The organism is Tissierella sp., assembly GCF_032104385.1.
In the GTDB taxonomy this organism is placed as follows: domain Bacteria; phylum Bacillota; class Clostridia; order Tissierellales; family Tissierellaceae; genus Tissierella.
Genome location: NZ_DAMCHJ010000004.1, coordinates 154,099 through 172,552, shown reverse-complemented (window position 1 = coordinate 172,552; position 18,454 = coordinate 154,099). Strand labels below are relative to the sequence as shown.

Sequence of the window (18,454 nt, the reverse complement as noted above, 5' to 3'; positions counted from 1 at the left end):
TTTTAAATAGTGGTCTTTAGCCGATGTCAATATGTTTTTAATATTTTTTCACTCATAAAATAACTAAAGATAGGGTTAACCCTATCTTTTTCCATAATACAAGTAATAATATATTTTCTCTCCTTCTACAAAATAGTCTTCATATTTTCCTCCCTTACTAACAGGCTGTGATATATCGTCATAAATAATTTTATAATCTAATTTTTCTATTTCTTTCTTTACATTGTTTATATTAAAATTTTTTCTATATTTACTATCTATTTTACTATTTACATTGAAGTTTTTAAACATTATATATGTCCCTATTAGCCAAGCAGATCCTTTAATATAATTGTCAATTTTATTTAACAAAAACTGTTCATTTATAAACCCATAATTACTACTTCCTGAAAAGTCTACAAGAACATCAATATATCTATTTCCTATGGGAATTTCAGTAAAATCAGAACATATAAATATTACATTTTTATTGCAATTTATAAGCTCTAGTATTCCTTTCAAAAATTTATGTCTTCCTAAATCATTATCAACAGCTATATAGATAGAACCCTCCGGTAATTCATCATAGATATGTCTCAAAAAAAATCCCATACCAGAACCTAATTCTAGTATTATTTTATTTTTAAAATTATCATAATCTATTTTTTTATGCATTAATTCTAAGCCTTTATATACACTATCTAAATATCCTATATCTGTAGAACTTATATATTCTTCCATATAGTTATTGTTAAAATTTAGCCTATGCTCTATTTCTTTACTGTTGCTTACTAATATTCCATCATCTATTTCGTATTCTACTCCACAATTACATTTTAACCTTCCATTAATCACTTGATTGTTATCTATATCACCCTTGGAAATCATCAAATCTCCTTTACATTTTGAGCATTTGAATATACTTAAATTTCTAATATTAATACCTATTTTGTTTTTAGCTTCTTTATCATAACTCTGTAATTCATCTATTTTTTTCTTGAGATTATTTCTAATTTCTTTAAGACTTTCTATTTCTTTTCCTATACTCTCATATTTACTTTCAAAAAATGTTTTATAATATTGATTTTGTTCATATGGAGTAAGTTTTCCTAGTCTTTTAAACATAAATATTGATTTAATTTCGTTTAATGTAAATCCCATGCCCTTTAAACTTAAAATATCTTCTAAGTCTGATTTACATCTATTATCAAAATAATAATGCCCTCCTTGCATCTCAGGTATAATCAATCCCAAATCCATATAATGTCTAACAGTATCAATAGTAAGATTGTTGCTCTCAGCAAATTTACCTATTCTCACTAACTCACCACCTAATATTATTAATATCATAAGATAAATTTACATTCTTTAATTTTTATTATAAAAAAGATACTTCTTTATGATAAAACAAGTATCCTTTCTATAATCCTAAATACAATTTTTACTTAATCTCTACCACCGTAACTCCATCTCCGCCTTCTCCATAAACACCTAGTCTCGATGACTTTACATGCCTATGACTTCTTAGATATCCCTTTATTCCATCTCTGAGTACTCCAGTACCTTTACCATGAATTATATTAATTTGCTTTAATCCTGCAATATATACATCATCTAAATATTTATCTAATTCTAAAAAAGCCTCATCTAAATTCTTTCCTCTTAAATCAATCTCACTCTTTATATCTTTTGATTTAGAACCCATAATTTTCTTGGTACTTCCATGAATTTTTTCCTCTTCATCTAAGCTTGCTCGTTTCAACGTGGATATATGGGAGGTTATTTTCATTATACCAACTTGAATCCTAACATTCCCATTATCGTCTGGTTCATCAAGTACAGTTCCTTTTTGATTAAATGTAAGAACTTCTACAGTTTCTCCAGCCTTTAAATTTTTTGGAGGTTTATTAGATTTTACATTTAACACATTACGAGATAATTCGCCCTCAGCCTTATTTAATTTTGCTTTTAATTTATCCTGCGCTTCTTGAAGTTTTCTATTTCTATCTTTTTCTATATCCGAAGAAATCTCTCTTAATTCTCCTACAATAGAGTCTGCATCTTCCTTAGCTAATCTTAATATATTTCTAGCCTCTTCCTTAGCCTTAGATAAAATTTTATCTCTAATTTCTTTTGTCTTATCTTTTTCTATTTCTAAATCTGCCTTTAATCTTTCTACTTCTAGTCTATATATTTCAGCTTCTTGTCTATTTGCTTCAGTAGCCAATCTATCTTTTTCCATAGCTTGTAATACATCTTCAAACTCTACATTTTCCTTAGAAATAAGGTCTTTTGCATAATCTATAATATATTCTTGTAGTCCCAGTCTTCTAGATATTTCAAAAGCATTTGATTTACCTGGTATTCCAATAAGCAATCTATAAGTAGGACTTAATGTTTCCACATCAAATTCTACTGATGCATTTCTTACACCTTCTGTGGTTAAAGCATATAGTTTCAATTGGCTATAATGAGTTGTAGCAATAGTTCGCACATCTAATTTGAGTAAATAATCGAGTATTGACATAGCAAGAGCTGCACCCTCTGTAGGATCTGTTCCTGCACCTAGTTCATCAAAAAGAATTAAACTATTATATTCTACTTTATCTAATATATCTACTATATTTACCATATGAGAAGAAAAAGTAGAAAGAGACTGTTCTATACTTTGCTCATCTCCAATATCTGCAAATACTTGATTAAATACAGCTATCTCCGAATTGAAATCAGCAGGAATATGAAGTCCTGATTGAGCCATTAAAGTAAGTAATCCTACAGTTTTTAATGTAACAGTTTTACCACCAGTATTTGGCCCAGTGATTATTAAAGAATTAAAATCCCTTCCTAAATATACATCTATAGGTACTATTTTTTCCACATTTAATAGTGGATGACGACCTTTTTTAATATTAATATAACCTTTTTCATTTAGTATAGGTCTTGTAGCTTTCATATCAAGAGCAAGTTTCCCCTTAGCAAAAATACAGTCCAATTCTTGAAGAATTTTTTGATTATTTGCAATCCCTTCAGACTCTTCTGCAACTAAGTTTGAAAGTTCCCTTAAAATTCTTTCTATCTCTTCTCTTTCTTTTAGTTCTAGTTCTCTTAGCTCATTATTTAGCTGTACAACTGCCATAGGTTCTATAAATAATGTGGCTCCACTTCCACTCATATCATGGACTAATCCTGGCACATTTCCTCTATTCTCTGCTTTAACTGGTATTACATATCTTCCTTCTCTAACAGTTACAATGCTGTCTTGGAGATATTTTCTATTGTTCTGAGAATTTATTATTGAGTTTAATTTATCCTTTACCCCTTCATTTTTACTGATTATCTGCCTTCTAATGCTCTTGAGTGCTGAACTAGCATTATCTGAGATTTCATTTTCTGATATTACGGCATTGTTTATTTCATCTTCAATAGACTTAAAAACCCTGAGCTCTTCAACCAATCCTTCAATTATAGGATAATCTGAAACCTTATCCTCTCTTGTTTCTTTTATATAATTTTTTAGTCCCCTAGATACCCTCAGTGAGTCTGATATTTTAAGGAGTCCAGCAGGACTAAGAACGCCTCCTATTTCTGCTCTTTTTACTTCTGGTGTAATACTGTGTATTCCATATAATGGGGGTGTTCCCCTTTTAATTAACAATGCATAGGCTTCCTCTGTTTCTCTTTGAAGATGCTCTATATCTTGTATATTTGTTAAAGGTTTTATGGTTTTTATCTTCTCTTTTCCTAAGCTTGATTCAGTCTTTTGAAGAAGTAAGTCTATTATTTTATTATATTCTAATGTTTTTAAAGTTTTTAAATTCATTTTAACACCTCAATTACATGACACCTCTAAAATAGTGCCCATTTGTTATGTTCTTATCTTCTTTAAATCTATTTAAAAATTCTTTTACTTCTTTTTCGCCTATTTGGTTATTAATATAATCATAATGAATTTTTTGAATTTCTCTAATTCCATTTGTTTCAATTGTAAAATCTAATCGTACCATTGAAATCCCACTATTTTTTATTTGCTTCAAGCTATCTATTACCATTAATGGTACGGAATTATAAATATTTGAAAATCCTTCTCTTCTATCCATATAAAAAACAGCACCAACTCTATCCTTTATACCATATCCTTTGGCAAAATTACAATGGCTGCAATTCTTATCATCTTTACAGCCTTTTACCAAAGACATAGGACAATGCTTAGTTACCATAACTGGTAAATAACCATAAACAATAGCTTCAGTAAAGACATTAGAGGATTCTTCAATATTTTTAATTTGAGATAGATTTAACTCTGGAGATAATGTAATACTTCCCACACCAATATCTTTAAGATAATCTAATGTAAAACTATTAAATACATTTAATCCAATATCACCATGAATTTTTAGATTAAATCTATCCTTCATATATTTTAAACTACCTAAATTGGATACTGAAACACCATCTAGTTTATCCCTTATGGGAGCTATAATCTCATCTAGAGTTTCTAAATCCTTTTGGTATAAAATCTTATCTGTCCAGATATATACTTCTTTATTATATTCTTTAACTTTAGAAATGACTTCCTCTAACTCATTATAGAATCCTAAATAAATCCTATCAAGTTTGTTTAAGTCTAATTTGTTAAACTGGTCGATGTTGTTAACTCTTATGCTCAGCTTATTATATATTTCTTTTTTAGTGTTTTTATATTCAAAAAAACTTTGCTTCTTCTCATTATATAATTCTTCATTTATAGGCTTTCTTTTGTTTATATTTTTTACTTGATTATCTAGTTTCTGTATTGCTTCTCGCCTAAGGTAGTTTAATACAGATACTGGTAAATAAGAATTATCCTCCAGATTTATATTTATATTATTTAAAGTATAAGTAGTATCTCCAAGTTTAGATAACTGTTCTGTTATCTTTTCTGTTGTAAGTGAAACTCTCTCAGATTTTTCTACCTTTGCATCAGCTACTTCTGTAACCATATTTCCTTTAAACATGACCATTAAATTTGGACTTTATCCTATATTTATATTAATCTCCATATCTATAGGATTTTTTATATTTTCTTCTTGATAGCTTTCTTTAGCACGATTTAACAAATTAACGCTAGAAGTCTTATATACTAAAGAGTCTTTTAATATATAACCAGGCTTTTCTAATTTCATTGTTGTACCTTTTTTACCATAAAACCGAGCCTTTATGCCTTTATATTCACCCTTTGCAGTAATAAACTCTAATCCATCTCCTTCATCCACATCTTCTTCAAGAGAAATAAATACATTATATTTATCTACTCTTGCAACCTTTCCTACTAAAACTCCCCTATTATCAGGTCTTTCTATGGTGATGAAGTCTTTACTAAAATCTCCAAATGTCAAGCCTTTAGTAAACCTTCTATTAAATATTTGCTCTACATCTTTTTTATCTTCTAATTTTAAACTTCTACTGCCTTCATCTAATACTTTCCTATAGTTCTTTACTACAGTAGCCACATATTCCGGCCTTTTCATTCTTCCCTCTATCTTTAATGATATAATTCCACTATCTATTAGTTCTTCAAGATTTTCAATTGTATTTAAATCTCTTGGACTAAGGACATGTTTTTTATCCCAATCTTTAATTATATTCCCGTTGCTATCTACTAAAGAAGAAGGCATCCTACAGGGTTGTGCACATTTACCTCTATTTCCACTTCTACCCCCAATAAGACTACTCATTAAACATTGTCCAGAATAACAAACACAAAGAGCCCCATGAATAAATGCTTCTAATTCAATGGGGGTATTCTTATGAATATATTTTATTTCATCTATAGGTGTTTCACGGGCCAGTACAACCCTGGTAAATCCCATATCATAAACAAATTCTGCTCCTGGTAAATTATTTATTGTCATTTGTGTGCTTCCATGGACATGAAAATCAGGGAAGAACTCCCTTATAAGATGGGCTAATCCTAGATCCTGTACGATAATACCATCTACATCTACTTCATATAGGAATTTAATATAGTCTATCACATTTTCCATCTCAGAATTATCTACTAAAATATTAGCAGTTACATATACCTTAACATCTCTTAAATGAGCATAAGTAACAGCCTCTTTTAATTCATCAAAATCAAAATTAGAGGCATATTGTCTTGCATTAAAAAGCTTTCCACCTAAATAAACTGCATTTGCTCCATTTTGTACAGCAGCATATAGTGACTCCATACTACCTACGGGAGCAAGTAATTCAATATTATTATTCACAAGTATTAAACTTCCTCCTTGACAAATATATTTTTCTCACTGTCTAACCTTCTTATTACTTCTCCTAACTCCTTTTTGACTTCTATTAATTCCATTTGATTATCAAATATCTTATCCTGTAAAGATTTTATCATCTTTTGACCTTCTACAAGTTCTTTCTCTTTTAACTCCAGGGCTTGCTCATTTTTCTTCATTTCTTTTATTATATTTTCATTTTCAATTTTAGTCTTAAGTAAATCATCTTTATATTGAGAACATTGTAATTCTAGACTCTGTATAATATCCTTTGCCTTATCCAGTTCAGATATTAGGTTGCCATATTTCTGCATAGGATCTTTGGCCTTATTTTCCAATTGTTGTAATCGTTCCTTAGTATGATAGAGTTCATCTGCAATATTTAAAGCTGCCAATGTAGCTGAACTAGTTTGGCAAAGTCTATCATTTTTATTTGCCAAATCTTTAATTTTTTTATCTACATAGCTAGCTAGAGATCTAACATAATCTTCGTTATCTGATCCTACTACCGTAAAGTTACGACCATCTATCAATATATTAATTTTTCTTTTTTCTGTCATAACTATACCACTCCTTTATAGTTTATATTAATATATTCGACACAACTCTTAAATCTCCTTCTTTATTTTGGAAAAAAGAGTAGATTTATCTACTCTTTTTATGATCTAAGTTTTGCATCAAAGGTATTCTCTAAATCTTCGATAATTGTTTGCTGAATATTATTTACCTCATCATCACGAAGTGTTTTTTCATAGGATCTATAAGTAATGGAATACGCTACACTCTTCATTCCTTCTGGAATTTGATTTCCTGTATATATATCAAACAACTCAATTTTTTCTATTAATCCTTCTCCATGTCTGGATATTACCTTTTGAATATCACCTACTAAGATATCCTCCTTAACTACCAATGCTAAATCCCTAAGCATGGAAGGATATTTTGGCAATGGTTTATATTTGATTTCTAAATTTGTTAATTCAACTATTTTATTAAAATCTAATTGTGCAATATATACTCTATCTTGTATATCATAGTTCTCAGCCACATCAACATGAATTTCACCTAATACACCTAGTTCTTCTCCATTTAATATAAGTTTAGCTGTTCTGCCTGGATGAAAAGTTAAATTGTCCTCTTCTCGAATATATTCTATGCCTTTAATACCAAGTCTATCTAATGTCTTATCTACAACTTCTTTTAGATAATAAAAATCTTTATCTCCATATACGCCTAGTGATAAAATCTTCTTTTCCTGCGGAAGCTCTTTTATAGGAAATTCTTTAGCTATAAATGTATTACCTATCTCATATACTGCACAATGAGAAACACCACGGTTATAGTTCCTACTAAGTAATTCTAGCATATTTGGTATAAGAGTAGTTCTCATTACACTATAGTCTTCTCCTAGTGGATTTATAAGTTTTATATAATTCTTTAAAGAACTATTTTCTGGAAGTTTTATCTTGTCATAAGCTTTAGGACTAATGAAAGAATAAGTCATTACTTCATTTAATCCTAATCCTTGTAATATTGTCTTAGTTCTATCTTCGATTCTTCTCGCTTTTGGTTTTTCTCCCCTAGTTAGTACACCTATTAAAGGCTTACTCTCTATATTGTGGAAGCCATAAAGCCTTCCAATTTCTTCAATTAAATCAACTTCTCTTTCAATATCTAATCTAAAGGTTGGTATCTTTACACTAATTAATTCTCCTTCATTTTTAGCTTCAAACCCCAATCCATTTAAATATCCTATCATATCTTCAATAGAAATATCTATTCCTAATATCTTATTTACTCTAGCTGGTCTTGCAGTTATTATATTTTCTTCTTTAACTTTTTTATATATATCTATATTCCCTTTGATAACAACGCCAGCACCAATTTCCTCTATTAATTGACATACCCTATCTACTGCAACTTGACTTAAATTTGAATCAATACCTTTTTCAAATCTTGTAGATGCTTCTGTTCGGAGCCCAAATCTTTTTGATGTAAGTCTTACACTTTTGCTATTAAAGTTTGCCCCCTCTAGGAGTACATATTTAGTATTCTCTGTAATCTCTGTATCAAAGCCTCCCATAACTCCTGCTAGAGCAATAGGTTTTTTATCATCAGCAATAACTAAATCTGATGATTTCAAATTTCTTTCTACTTCATCTAATGTTAAGAGTTTTTCTCCCTCTTCTGCTTGTCTTACAATAACTTTTCTACCATCAATCTTTTCCAAATCAAAAGCATGTAATGGCTCACCGTATTCTAACATTACAAAATTTGTTATATCCACTATATTGTTTATAGGTCTTATTCCTGCTTGCATAAGTCTTGTTTGCATCCAAAGCGGAGATGGTTCTATTTTTACATCTTTTATTGCTCTAGCATAATATCTATCACAATTATCAGATGGCACTTCTATAGAATCCAAATAATCTTTTATCTCTTCAATTTCATTTTTTATAGTAATTATAGGCTCCCTAAGTTCTATATTAAAGGTAGCTGCAGCTTCTCTAGCCATTCCTATAATACTTAAACAATCAGGTCTATTTGGAGTTATTTCAAATTCTATAATCTCACTATCTAATCCCATTATATTAACAATGGACATTCCTAATGGATATTCTTTATCCAATATAAAAATACCATCCTTCATTTCCTTTGGTATAACATTATCGTTATATCCCAATTCTTTTAGAGAACATAGCATACCGTAGGAATCTACGCCCCTAAAATTAGTCATTTCTATTGCAATATCTCCTGGTAGTTTAGCCCCCACTAATGCTACAGGAATATAATATCCAATATTTAGATTTGTAGCACCTGTTACAATTTGTAGAGTTTCACTACCTATACTTACTTTACATATTAAAAGCTTATCTGCATCAGGATGTCTTTCTATATTAAGAATCTTTCCTACAACAACGTTTTCTATTCCTTCGTTTAATGCTATAATTGACTCTACATGAGATCCAGACAGAGTAAGTCCATCTGCTAAAATCCTAGCATCTTTTTCTGTTTCAATATAATCTTTTAACCATTTTACAGGTAATAGCATCTTTCCACTCCCTTTTCTATCTAGAATTGATCTAAAAATCTATTGTCATTTTCGAATAATAGTCTAATATTATCTAAACCATATTTAACCATGGTAATTCTATCTATTCCCATACCAAAAGCAAATCCACTGTATTTTTCTGAATCTATTCCACAATATTCTAGTACATTTGGATGCACCATGCCACAACCTAGTAATTCCATGCTCCATCCAGTATAATTACAATCCGGACATCCTTTACCTCTACATTTTAGACAGGATACATCTACCTCTGCAGATGGTTCAGTAAATGGAAAATGATGTGGTCTATATCTAGTTTTCATATCACTACCAAATAACTCTTTTATAAATATATCTAAGGTATGAATAAGATTTGCCATACTAATATTCTCATCTACAACTAAACCTTCAAGCTGATGAAACATTGGCGAATGGGTATCATCCACATCATCAAATCTAAAGGTTCTACCTGCTGATACTATTCTAAGTGGCGCACCCATTTCTTTCATTGCCCTAATTTGTACTGGAGAAGTATGAGTCCTTAAAAGTATATCCTCTGTTATGTAGAAAGTATCAGATAAATCCCTAGAAGGATGATTCTCTGGAGAATTTAACGCATTAAAGTTATTCTCAACTGTTTCAATTTCAGGTCCAGTAACTACAGAAAAACCCATAGATATAAATAAATCCTCTAACTCTTCAATAGTAGCTAAAAGCGGATGTCTATGCCCTAATCTTTCCTTATTTGTAGTCATAGTTATATCTATTTTTTCCTTACTTATTTTAGCCATTTTCATTTCTTCAGATAATTTTTCCTTCATTGAAGAAATAGCTTCTTCCAATTCATCCCTTACTTCATTGGCGATTTGTCCTACTATTGGTCTTTCTTCTGCTATTAACTTGCCCATATCCCTTAATACAGAAGTCAATTCCCCTTTTTTCCCCAAAAACTTTACTCTCAATTGTTCTATTTCTTCTAAAGCCGTTACTTCATTGATATTATTCAATGCAATCTCTTTAATTTCCAGTAATTTTTCTCTCATATTTTCCTTCATATTTCTACTCCTTTACCATAGTATAAAAAACAAGACCTTTTAAAAACAAAGGTCAAAATTTCAAAGTATTTACTCAATTATAGCACCTAGAATTTCAAAACTCAAGAAGTATTAGGTTCTCTGTTTCATTACTTCGTACATTATAATTGAAGCTGCCACACCAGCATTTAATGATTCTGCTCCTCCAATCATAGGTATATTTACTAGTTTGTCTGATAAGGAAAATATTTCTTCACTTACACCATTGGATTCATTTCCTATGATTAAAACAGATCCTTCATTAAAATCCACTTCATATATGGGAATACTCTCACTTAAAGATGTTGAATATATACTCATATTTATATCTTTTAAACTTTTTAACTCCTCAATTCCATTAGAAACATAGTATAAGGGAACTCTAAAAATAGACCCCATTGTAGCTCTAACTACTTTTGGATTATAAGGATCTACACATCCATCAGTAATTATTATACCATCTACATTAAAAGCATCTGCTGTTCTAATTATAGTTCCCATATTTCCTGGATCCTGTACTCCATCTAGAAATACTAAAAAAGGTCTTTCTTTGTTTTTAATTTCTTTCATTTCATTATATTTAATCTCTGCAATTCCCAATACACCTTGAGGATTTTCTGTGTCTGAAATATCTTTAAAAATATTATTTGGTACATAGATTATATTATTCAATTTTTTTATTCTTTCAAAGAAAGCCTCTCCATCCTTAATCTTTAAAATTTGGTCTGTATATATAATATTTTTAATTGGATAATTATTATCTATGGCTTCTTCAATAGTCTTCATGCCTTCGACAATAAAAGAATTATTTTTGATTCTTCCCTTTTTTCTATATAAAGATTTTATTTCCTTAACCAACGGATTTCTAATACTAGTGATTTCTAACATATCATTCACCAGCTCTTTGCTCTACTCTCTTAATATCCTTTGTGTTTCCTATAATTACTAAGATATCATCTTTTTTAATTATAACTTCTCCGTTTGGTGAAACCTTAATACTATCTCCCCTTTTAATAGCCATTACATTAATACCATACTTGCTAGGCAATCTTAGTTGAGCTAAAGATTTTTCTTCCCATTCCTTTAAAGCAGCAATTTCTAAGATACTATAATCTGGTGATAATTCAATAAAATCTAATATATTTGTAGATGCTAAATTATGGGCTACCCTAACACCCATATCTCTCTCAGGGAATATTATCTTATCAGCTCCTATTTTACTAAGAACCTTTCCATGAAGCTCTGACTGTGCTTTTGCAATTACTTTATCAATACCTAGATCTTTTACAACTAATGTTGCCATTATTGATGCTTCAATATCAGATCCAATAGCTACAACTGCCACATCAAAATTTCGCAATCCCAAATCCATTAATACCGTTTCATCCATTACATCAGCCTGAACAGCATGAGTTACCTCTTCAGATATCTCTTTAATAATTTCTTCTGAACTATCAATTGCCAACACCTCATTACCTAAGCTATATAACGTTCTAGCAATGGATGAACCGAATCTTCCACACCCTATAACTACAAATGATTTCAACTTTTATACCCCCTCTATCCTACTAGAATATTCCCTTCAGAATATCTAAAATTACTAACTTTAGCTTTTTTAGCAAAAGCAAAGGCCATAGTCAATGGTCCAACTCTACCTGCATACATGGTCAATGTAATAATTATTTTTCCAAAACTAGTTAAATTTGGTGTAATACCTCTTGTTAGTCCTACAGTTGCAAATGCAGAAGTAGTTTCAAATAACACATCTAAAAAATCAGCAGGTTCTGTTACAGTTAATATAAAAGATACTATAATTATCAATGTCATTCCTACAGTAGCTATAGCTAATGACCTATTTATTACTTCATCAGCTATTCTCTTTCTATATGCCACAACATCCTTATTGCCTCTTATTACTCCAATAGTAGTTAATATTAAAGTACCAAAAGTGGTTGTCTTTATTCCTCCAGCAGTTGAACCTGGAGAACCACCTATAAACATTAGTATTATCATAAAAAATACAGTTGTATCTTGAAGTCCACCTATATTAACTGAGTTAAATCCTGCTGTTCTAGGAACAACTGATTGAAAAAATGATGAAATTAGCTTTTCACCAGTATTTAAATTTCCTATTGTATAAGGGTTGTTAAACTCTATCAATAAAAATATAATCATCCCAACAACAAGAAGAATACTAGTAATAGTTAAAACCAATTTTGAATGTAAATGGAGTTTTTTAAAACATTTATTTCTTGAAATATCTATATAAACTGAAAATCCCAAGCCTCCTAAAATTATTAATCCTGATATAGTCATATTAATAATAAAATCTCCAACAAAAGGAACTATACTGTTTCCTGTAATATCAAATCCTGCATTGCAAAATGCAGATATGGAGTGAAATATAGAAAACCAAATTCCTCTTCTCAGTCCATATATAGGTATAAATCTAGTTGATAATAAAATAGCACCAATACCCTCTATGGCAAAAGTAGATAATATAGCATATTTAGTCAATTTAACTAATCCAGACATAGTTTCCTGATTTAATTGCTCCTTTATTATCAACCTTTCCTTTAATGTAATTTTTTTCCCAATAATCAATGCTCCAATAGTCGCCATAGTCATAAATCCTAATCCACCCATTTGTATAAGTAAAATTATTATAATTTGACCAAACAGAGACCAAAATTCTCCCGTATTTACAACTACTAGCCCTGTAACACACACTGCTGATGCTGAAGTAAATAAAGCATTAATAAAACCAATACTCTCGCCACTTTGTGTAGCTATAGGTAAATTTAATAATATGGCTCCAATAAGTATTAGACTACCAAATCCCAACGCTAAAACCCTTGGAGGATCTAATTTTACTCTATTAAGTCTTTCTTTTATAAAACTCATGAAATCCCCCCCAATTATATATACCTATATTATTATTCCATAATCATAGTAATCTATTAAATAAAAGAAAAATAAAAGTTCCTTTATGGAACTTTTACCTTAATCAATTCTACAAATTTTATTAAATCGCAGCCTTTGCAATCTCTACTAATTTAGAAAATCCTTCTGCATCATGTATAGCCATTTCGGATAACATCTTTCTATTTACTTCGATATTTGCTTTTTTAAGACCATTGATGAATTTGCTATAGCTCATTCCATTTAATCTTGCAGCAGCATTAATTCTTGCAATCCAAAGTTTTCTAAAGTCTCTTTTTCTTTGTTTACGTCCTATATATGCATAATTAAGTGATTTCATAACAGCTTGGTTAGCAGTTCTGAATAATTTAGATTTTGCTCCGTAATAACCTTTGGCTTGTTTTAATACTTTTTTATGTCTTTTCTTGGCATTTACTGCTCTCTTTACTCTTGCCATCTATAGTACCTCCCGTATTTCTAATATAGTTTTTATGGTATCATTGAATCTATTCTTCGTTGGTCCCCTTTGCTTACTAAAGTGCCTTTCCTTAAGTTTCTAACTCTCTTTGGCGATTTCTTGCCAGTTTTATGGCTCTTGTAAGCCTTATATCTCTTTAATAAACCTGAACCAGTTCTCTTAAATCTTTTTGCTGACCCTCTATGAGTTTTCATTTTTGCCATGATGCTACCTCCCTTATTACTCAGTTTTTGGTGTTAAATACATTACCATACTTCGTCCTTCTAATTTTGCTGGTTTCTCTATTATACCAACTTCTTCAGTTAGTTTAGCAAAATCATTTAATACTTCTTTACCAATTTCTGTATGGCCCATTTCCCTACCCCTAAATCTAACGGACACCTTAACTTTATCTCCAGATTCTAAAAATTTACTAGCCGTTCTAGCTTTTACATTTAGGTCATGGGTCTCAATATTAGGTGTTAGTCGAATTTCCTTAACATTAATCACCTTTTGATTTTTTCTAGCTTCTTTTTCCTTTTTAGCTAGCTCATACTTGTATTTCCCATAATCCATTATCCTGCATACTGGTGGATTAGCAGTTGGAGCTATTTTTACCAAATCTAATTTCTTATCTTCCGAAATCTCCATTGCCTTTCTTATAGGTAAAATTCCAAGTTGTTCTCCATCTACATCAATTAGTCTTACCTCTTTATCTCTGATCTCTTCATTAATTTGAAGCTCTTTGATAGTACAGCACCTCCTAAGTTTTTTCAAAAAATTAAAAGCGGGTATAGAATACCCGCTTAAATCCATAAAAACACGAGCCTTATGTAATAAGACTATTTTTTCATCTAAAACCTTATGAGCAAAGCTATAAGGTGAGAAGCGGACACTTCTACTTAAACCCAATATTCATTTTACCTTATAATTATACATTAGGTAAAGTTATTTGTCAAATATATTTTACAATTTTATTTATATAATTATATTTATAATAAGTGAAACTCCTATCCCGATTAATGTATCAATTACCCTATTTAGAGCAAAATACATAGGTGCAATATCACTGCCATGAGAAATAGTTATACTAAAAAAAACAACACAGCTAATATAGGCAGAACTATTGGATTTTAGAAATACATTTGTATATATAATTGGAATTAAAAATAAACTTAGAATTAAATAGTGAATATGACTATATAACTCAGCATTTACAAAATCAATTAATAATATTGCCAAAAACCCATATACTCCTCCTATTAAGGTACCTATAATTCTGCTTTTTCCAGCCTTCAAACCATTAACATGGTCATTTTGCATACAAAGAATTGCAGCTATTGCTGAATAGAAAGGTAATCCTTTTCTAATAAAATTTATTAAAAAACATATATATACAGCTATAACTGTTTTTATAACTCTCATTCCTGGAAGTTTTATCTTTTTATGATCTTTCACCATAATTTCTTTCACGACTATACCTCTCAAGCATTATTTTATAACAAATAGGAAAGTTCTACTTTAATGTTTTATAAAAAAGAACCTTCAATCTATGAGTTTCAAAAGAGCTACCTTATAATGTTTCAATAGAAACATTTTTATATTAAGATTACCTTACAATATATAATAACAGATAATAATAAATTTGAATAGATAGCATATATCTTAAATTATATCCTTTGCCAATTTAATAGAGTTTTTATATGCCATTTCATATTCATCTGTCCAAAGATTATTATCTTTTAATGCTCTAATTAAAGTATTACCTATATTAGTAGGAATTTCAGAAATATATATTCCACACTCTTTCATTATTCTTATTTTTTCATCTGCCGTCCCTTTACCCGATGAAATAATTGCTCCGGCATGCCCCATTCTTTTTCCTGAAGGTGCAGTTTTACCACTGATAAATCCAACTACTGGTTTCTTCATATTTTCTTTAATCCAATAAGCTGCTTTCTCCTCTGCATTTCCACCTATTTCTCCAATCATAATTATGGCATCTGTATTTTCATCCTCATTAAAGGCTTTTAGTACATCAATAAAATCCGTTCCGTTTATAGGATCTCCACCAATCCCTATAGCTGTAGATTGTCCTATTCCCCTTAATGATAATTGATAAACTGCCTCATAGGTCAAAGTACCAGAACGGGATACAACACCAATTTTTCCTTTCTTATGTATATATCCTGGCATAATACCAATTTTACATTCATCAGGAACTATAATTCCTGGACAATTGGGCCCTATTAATCTAGTCTTTTTACCTTCCATATATCTTTTAACCATAATCATATCCTTTATAGGAATATGCTCTGTAATACAAATTACCATATCTAATTCAGCATCCACTGCTTCTAGAATAGCATCTGCTGCAAATTTTGCCGGAACATATATTATAGATACATTTGCCCCAGTATTCTTTACGGCTTCTTTTACAGTGTTAAATACAGAAACTCCTTCAATTTTCATATTTCCTTTACCTGGCGTTACTCCTGCAACTATATTTGTACCATATTCCAACATTTGTTTTGTATGATAAATAGCAGTACTACCTGTTATTCCTTGTACCATTACTTTAGTAGATTTATCAACCCATATGCTCATTATTTCCACCCTCCTATTTAATTAATTCTAATATTTTCTTAGCACCTTCACCCATATCTTTTGCTGCAAATATATTTAGATTAGAGCTTTTTATTATTTCTATACCTAAGTCTACATTAGTTCCCTCTAATCTAATTACTACTGGAACTTTTAATTCTAATTCTTTAGCTGCTTTTACAATCCCTTTAGCTATTACATCGCATTTCATTATTCCGCCAAATATATTTACAAAAATTCCCTTAACCTTTTCATCAGATAATATTATTTTAAAGGCATTTTTAACATTTTCTTCTGTCGCACTTCCTCCAACATCTAAAAAATTAGCTGGCTCTCCACCATAAAACTTGATTATATCCATAGTTGCCATAGCTAGTCCTGCCCCATTTACCATACATCCTATATTCCCATCTAAGGATATATAAGACAATCCATGTTTTGATGCTTCTATTTCTTTTTCATCTTCCTCATTTAAATCTCTATACTTAAATATTTTCTCATTTCTAAATAAACCATTTTCATCAAAGTTGATCTTTGCATCTAGGGCAATTAACTCCTTTTCCTTTGTAACTACTAATGGGTTTATTTCTACTAAAATACAATCATTCTCAACAAAAAGTCGGTATGCATCCATCATAAACTTTACCGCTTCATTTATTATTTCCAAGGGAATATTAATATTAAAGCATATTCTCCGAGCTTGAAACTCCGTTAATCCTAATACATAATCTATAGACTCTTTATAAATTTTTTCTGGATTTTTTAATGCTATTTCTTCAATTTCAGTTCCACCTTCTTCAGAAGCGATAAGAGTTACCATTGATTTATCTCTGTCTAATACAAATCCAATATAATATTCCTTCTGAATATTACAACCTTCTTCTATTAAAATGGCTTTAACTTCTTTTCCTTCTTCACCTGTCTGATGAGTTACTAATATTTTACCCAATAGTTCTTCTGTATATTTTTTAACCTCATCTATTGACCTAGCTATTTTAACTCCTCCTGCCTTTCCCCTTCCTCCAGCATGGATTTGAGCTTTTACAACAGCTATATCCGTATCTATTGACCAACAGACACCTTCTGCATCTTTGACATCATATATAACTTTGCCATTAGGTACAGGAATTTCATACTCTCTCATTAATTCTTTAGCCTGATATTCATGAATATTCATTTTTACCCCTCCATTTTTTACAAAAAAATAACTCAACAATTTTTGCTGAGTTATTACCATTATTCTTACAAAATAAAAAGCCTTTCTGCAATAGAAAGGATATTATTGATAGAAGTAGAAATAAATAATTAATCTACTTTATAAATAACACCTCCTCATCCGCGTGAGTAATAAACAGCGTTTTTTCCATTGGCAGGTCTCCTGACTTAAGAATAACAAATCTTATACCTTCCCATACGATTAGTACAGTGGTGTTTCTAAGATTCTATCTATCACAGTGGCGGGACCGTGTCGGAATTCAACCGAACTTCCCTTTTAAATAATCCTACATAAGATTATACCAATGGTCAAAATATTAAATTTTAAGTAAAATATATCATAGCCTATTTAAATTGTCAAACTTAAGAAATTTATTTTACTAATAAAATATTGCTTTAAATAAATTTTCCCACGTCTATTTTAGAACATGGGAAAACCATAATATTTTTTAATTTATTTTGCTAATTCATATAGAGCATGAGCATATATCTTAGTTATCTTTATAAGATGCTCTATAGAAATATACTCATCTTTCTGATGAGCAACATCTGGTTGTCCTGGAAACATTGGTCCAAATGCTACTGCATTTTCCATTGCCCTAGCATAAGTACCTCCACCAATTGTAATTGGTTCTCTTTCTAAATCTCCAGTTTGTTCCCTATATACTTTCATCAATTTTTCAACTAAAAAATTATCCTTGGCTACATATAAAGGTTTAGTATCTCCCTTACCTTCTACTAATTCAACTTTTGTTCCATTAAGATTTTTCCTTATTCCATCATATACTTCTTTTGCACTACTTTTTATAGGATATCTTACATTTATAGTTAGTTTTATTTTATCTCCTTCTAGTTTTATAAGTCCAGGATTAAAATTCAACTTACCTGA

The 18,454-nt window shown here is 30.2% G+C and carries 17 protein-coding genes, 1 riboswitch and 1 other annotated feature; all 17 genes read right to left on the bottom strand.

Annotation, left to right across the window (positions count from 1 at the left end; all coding sequences use genetic code 11):
- Positions 1 to 81: 81 nt before the first annotated feature.
- Positions 82 to 1,299 carry a MerR family transcriptional regulator gene (locus RT714_RS06645; protein WP_313756794.1) on the bottom strand — a complete coding sequence of 406 codons (1,218 nt, stop codon included), beginning with the start codon at positions 1,297 to 1,299 and terminating at the stop codon, positions 82 to 84.
- Positions 1,300 to 1,420: 121 nt separating this feature from the next.
- A complete protein-coding gene (locus RT714_RS06640; RefSeq protein WP_313756793.1) occupies positions 1,421 to 3,799 on the bottom strand; it encodes an endonuclease MutS2 in 2,379 nt (792 codons plus the stop codon).
- 13 nt (positions 3,800 to 3,812) lie between these two features.
- Positions 3,813 to 4,979 (bottom strand): DUF3656 domain-containing protein, encoded by a 1,167-nt coding sequence (locus RT714_RS06635; RefSeq protein WP_313756792.1) that lies wholly within the window; start codon positions 4,977 to 4,979, stop codon positions 3,813 to 3,815.
- 12 nt (positions 4,980 to 4,991) lie between these two features.
- Positions 4,992 to 6,227: a peptidase U32 family protein gene (locus RT714_RS06630; RefSeq protein WP_313756791.1), complete on the bottom strand. Its 1,236-nt coding sequence runs from the start codon at positions 6,225 to 6,227 to the stop codon at positions 4,992 to 4,994.
- Between the two features lie 5 nt (positions 6,228 to 6,232).
- Positions 6,233 to 6,802, bottom strand: a complete 570-nt coding sequence (zapA, locus tag RT714_RS06625; protein ID WP_313756790.1) for a cell division protein ZapA — start codon at positions 6,800 to 6,802, stop codon at positions 6,233 to 6,235.
- A 98-nt stretch (positions 6,803 to 6,900) separates the two neighbouring features.
- Positions 6,901 to 9,294, bottom strand: coding sequence for a phenylalanine--tRNA ligase subunit beta (gene pheT, locus RT714_RS06620; RefSeq protein ID WP_313756789.1), 2,394 nt, complete (start codon positions 9,292 to 9,294; stop codon positions 6,901 to 6,903).
- A gap of 20 nt (positions 9,295 to 9,314) precedes the next feature.
- Positions 9,315 to 10,337, bottom strand: a complete 1,023-nt coding sequence (gene pheS / locus RT714_RS06615) for a phenylalanine--tRNA ligase subunit alpha (RefSeq protein WP_313756803.1) — start codon at positions 10,335 to 10,337, stop codon at positions 9,315 to 9,317.
- 123 nt (positions 10,338 to 10,460) lie between these two features.
- Positions 10,461 to 11,255, bottom strand: a complete 795-nt coding sequence (gene rlmB / locus RT714_RS06610; RefSeq protein WP_313756802.1) for a 23S rRNA (guanosine(2251)-2'-O)-methyltransferase RlmB — start codon at positions 11,253 to 11,255, stop codon at positions 10,461 to 10,463.
- Between the two features lies 1 nt (position 11,256).
- The gene (locus RT714_RS06605; RefSeq protein ID WP_072977589.1) at positions 11,257 to 11,913 is read right to left on the bottom strand and encodes a TrkA family potassium uptake protein; all 657 of its coding nucleotides are present in this window, start codon (positions 11,911 to 11,913) and stop codon (positions 11,257 to 11,259) included.
- A gap of 14 nt (positions 11,914 to 11,927) precedes the next feature.
- A complete protein-coding gene (locus tag RT714_RS06600; RefSeq protein ID WP_313756788.1) occupies positions 11,928 to 13,271 on the bottom strand; it encodes a TrkH family potassium uptake protein in 1,344 nt (447 codons plus the stop codon).
- A gap of 121 nt (positions 13,272 to 13,392) precedes the next feature.
- A complete protein-coding gene (gene rplT / locus RT714_RS06595; protein WP_072977584.1) occupies positions 13,393 to 13,746 on the bottom strand; it encodes a 50S ribosomal protein L20 in 354 nt (117 codons plus the stop codon).
- Positions 13,747 to 13,778: 32 nt separating this feature from the next.
- Positions 13,779 to 13,970, bottom strand: a complete 192-nt coding sequence (rpmI, locus tag RT714_RS06590; protein WP_072977581.1) for a 50S ribosomal protein L35 — start codon at positions 13,968 to 13,970, stop codon at positions 13,779 to 13,781.
- Positions 13,971 to 13,986: 16 nt separating this feature from the next.
- Entirely contained in the window at positions 13,987 to 14,562 is a 576-nt protein-coding gene (gene infC, locus RT714_RS06585) for a translation initiation factor IF-3 (RefSeq protein WP_399326166.1), read from the bottom strand.
- Positions 14,520 to 14,656: a sequence feature (ribosomal protein L20 leader region), on the bottom strand. Its footprint overlaps the gene before it by 43 nt.
- 68 nt (positions 14,657 to 14,724) lie before the next feature.
- A complete protein-coding gene (locus RT714_RS06580) occupies positions 14,725 to 15,219 on the bottom strand; it encodes an FUSC family protein (RefSeq protein WP_313756786.1) in 495 nt (164 codons plus the stop codon).
- A 192-nt stretch (positions 15,220 to 15,411) separates the two neighbouring features.
- Entirely contained in the window at positions 15,412 to 16,353 is a 942-nt protein-coding gene (gene sucD / locus RT714_RS06575; protein WP_313756785.1) for a succinate--CoA ligase subunit alpha, read from the bottom strand.
- Positions 16,354 to 16,366: 13 nt separating this feature from the next.
- Positions 16,367 to 17,527, bottom strand: coding sequence for an ADP-forming succinate--CoA ligase subunit beta (gene sucC, locus RT714_RS06570; protein ID WP_313756784.1), 1,161 nt, complete (start codon positions 17,525 to 17,527; stop codon positions 16,367 to 16,369).
- A 173-nt stretch (positions 17,528 to 17,700) separates the two neighbouring features.
- Positions 17,701 to 17,887: riboswitch (cobalamin riboswitch) on the bottom strand.
- 132 nt (positions 17,888 to 18,019) lie between these two features.
- Positions 18,020 to 18,454 (bottom strand): M20/M25/M40 family metallo-hydrolase (locus tag RT714_RS06565; protein ID WP_313756783.1); only part of this gene is annotated, 435 nt, incomplete at its 5' end.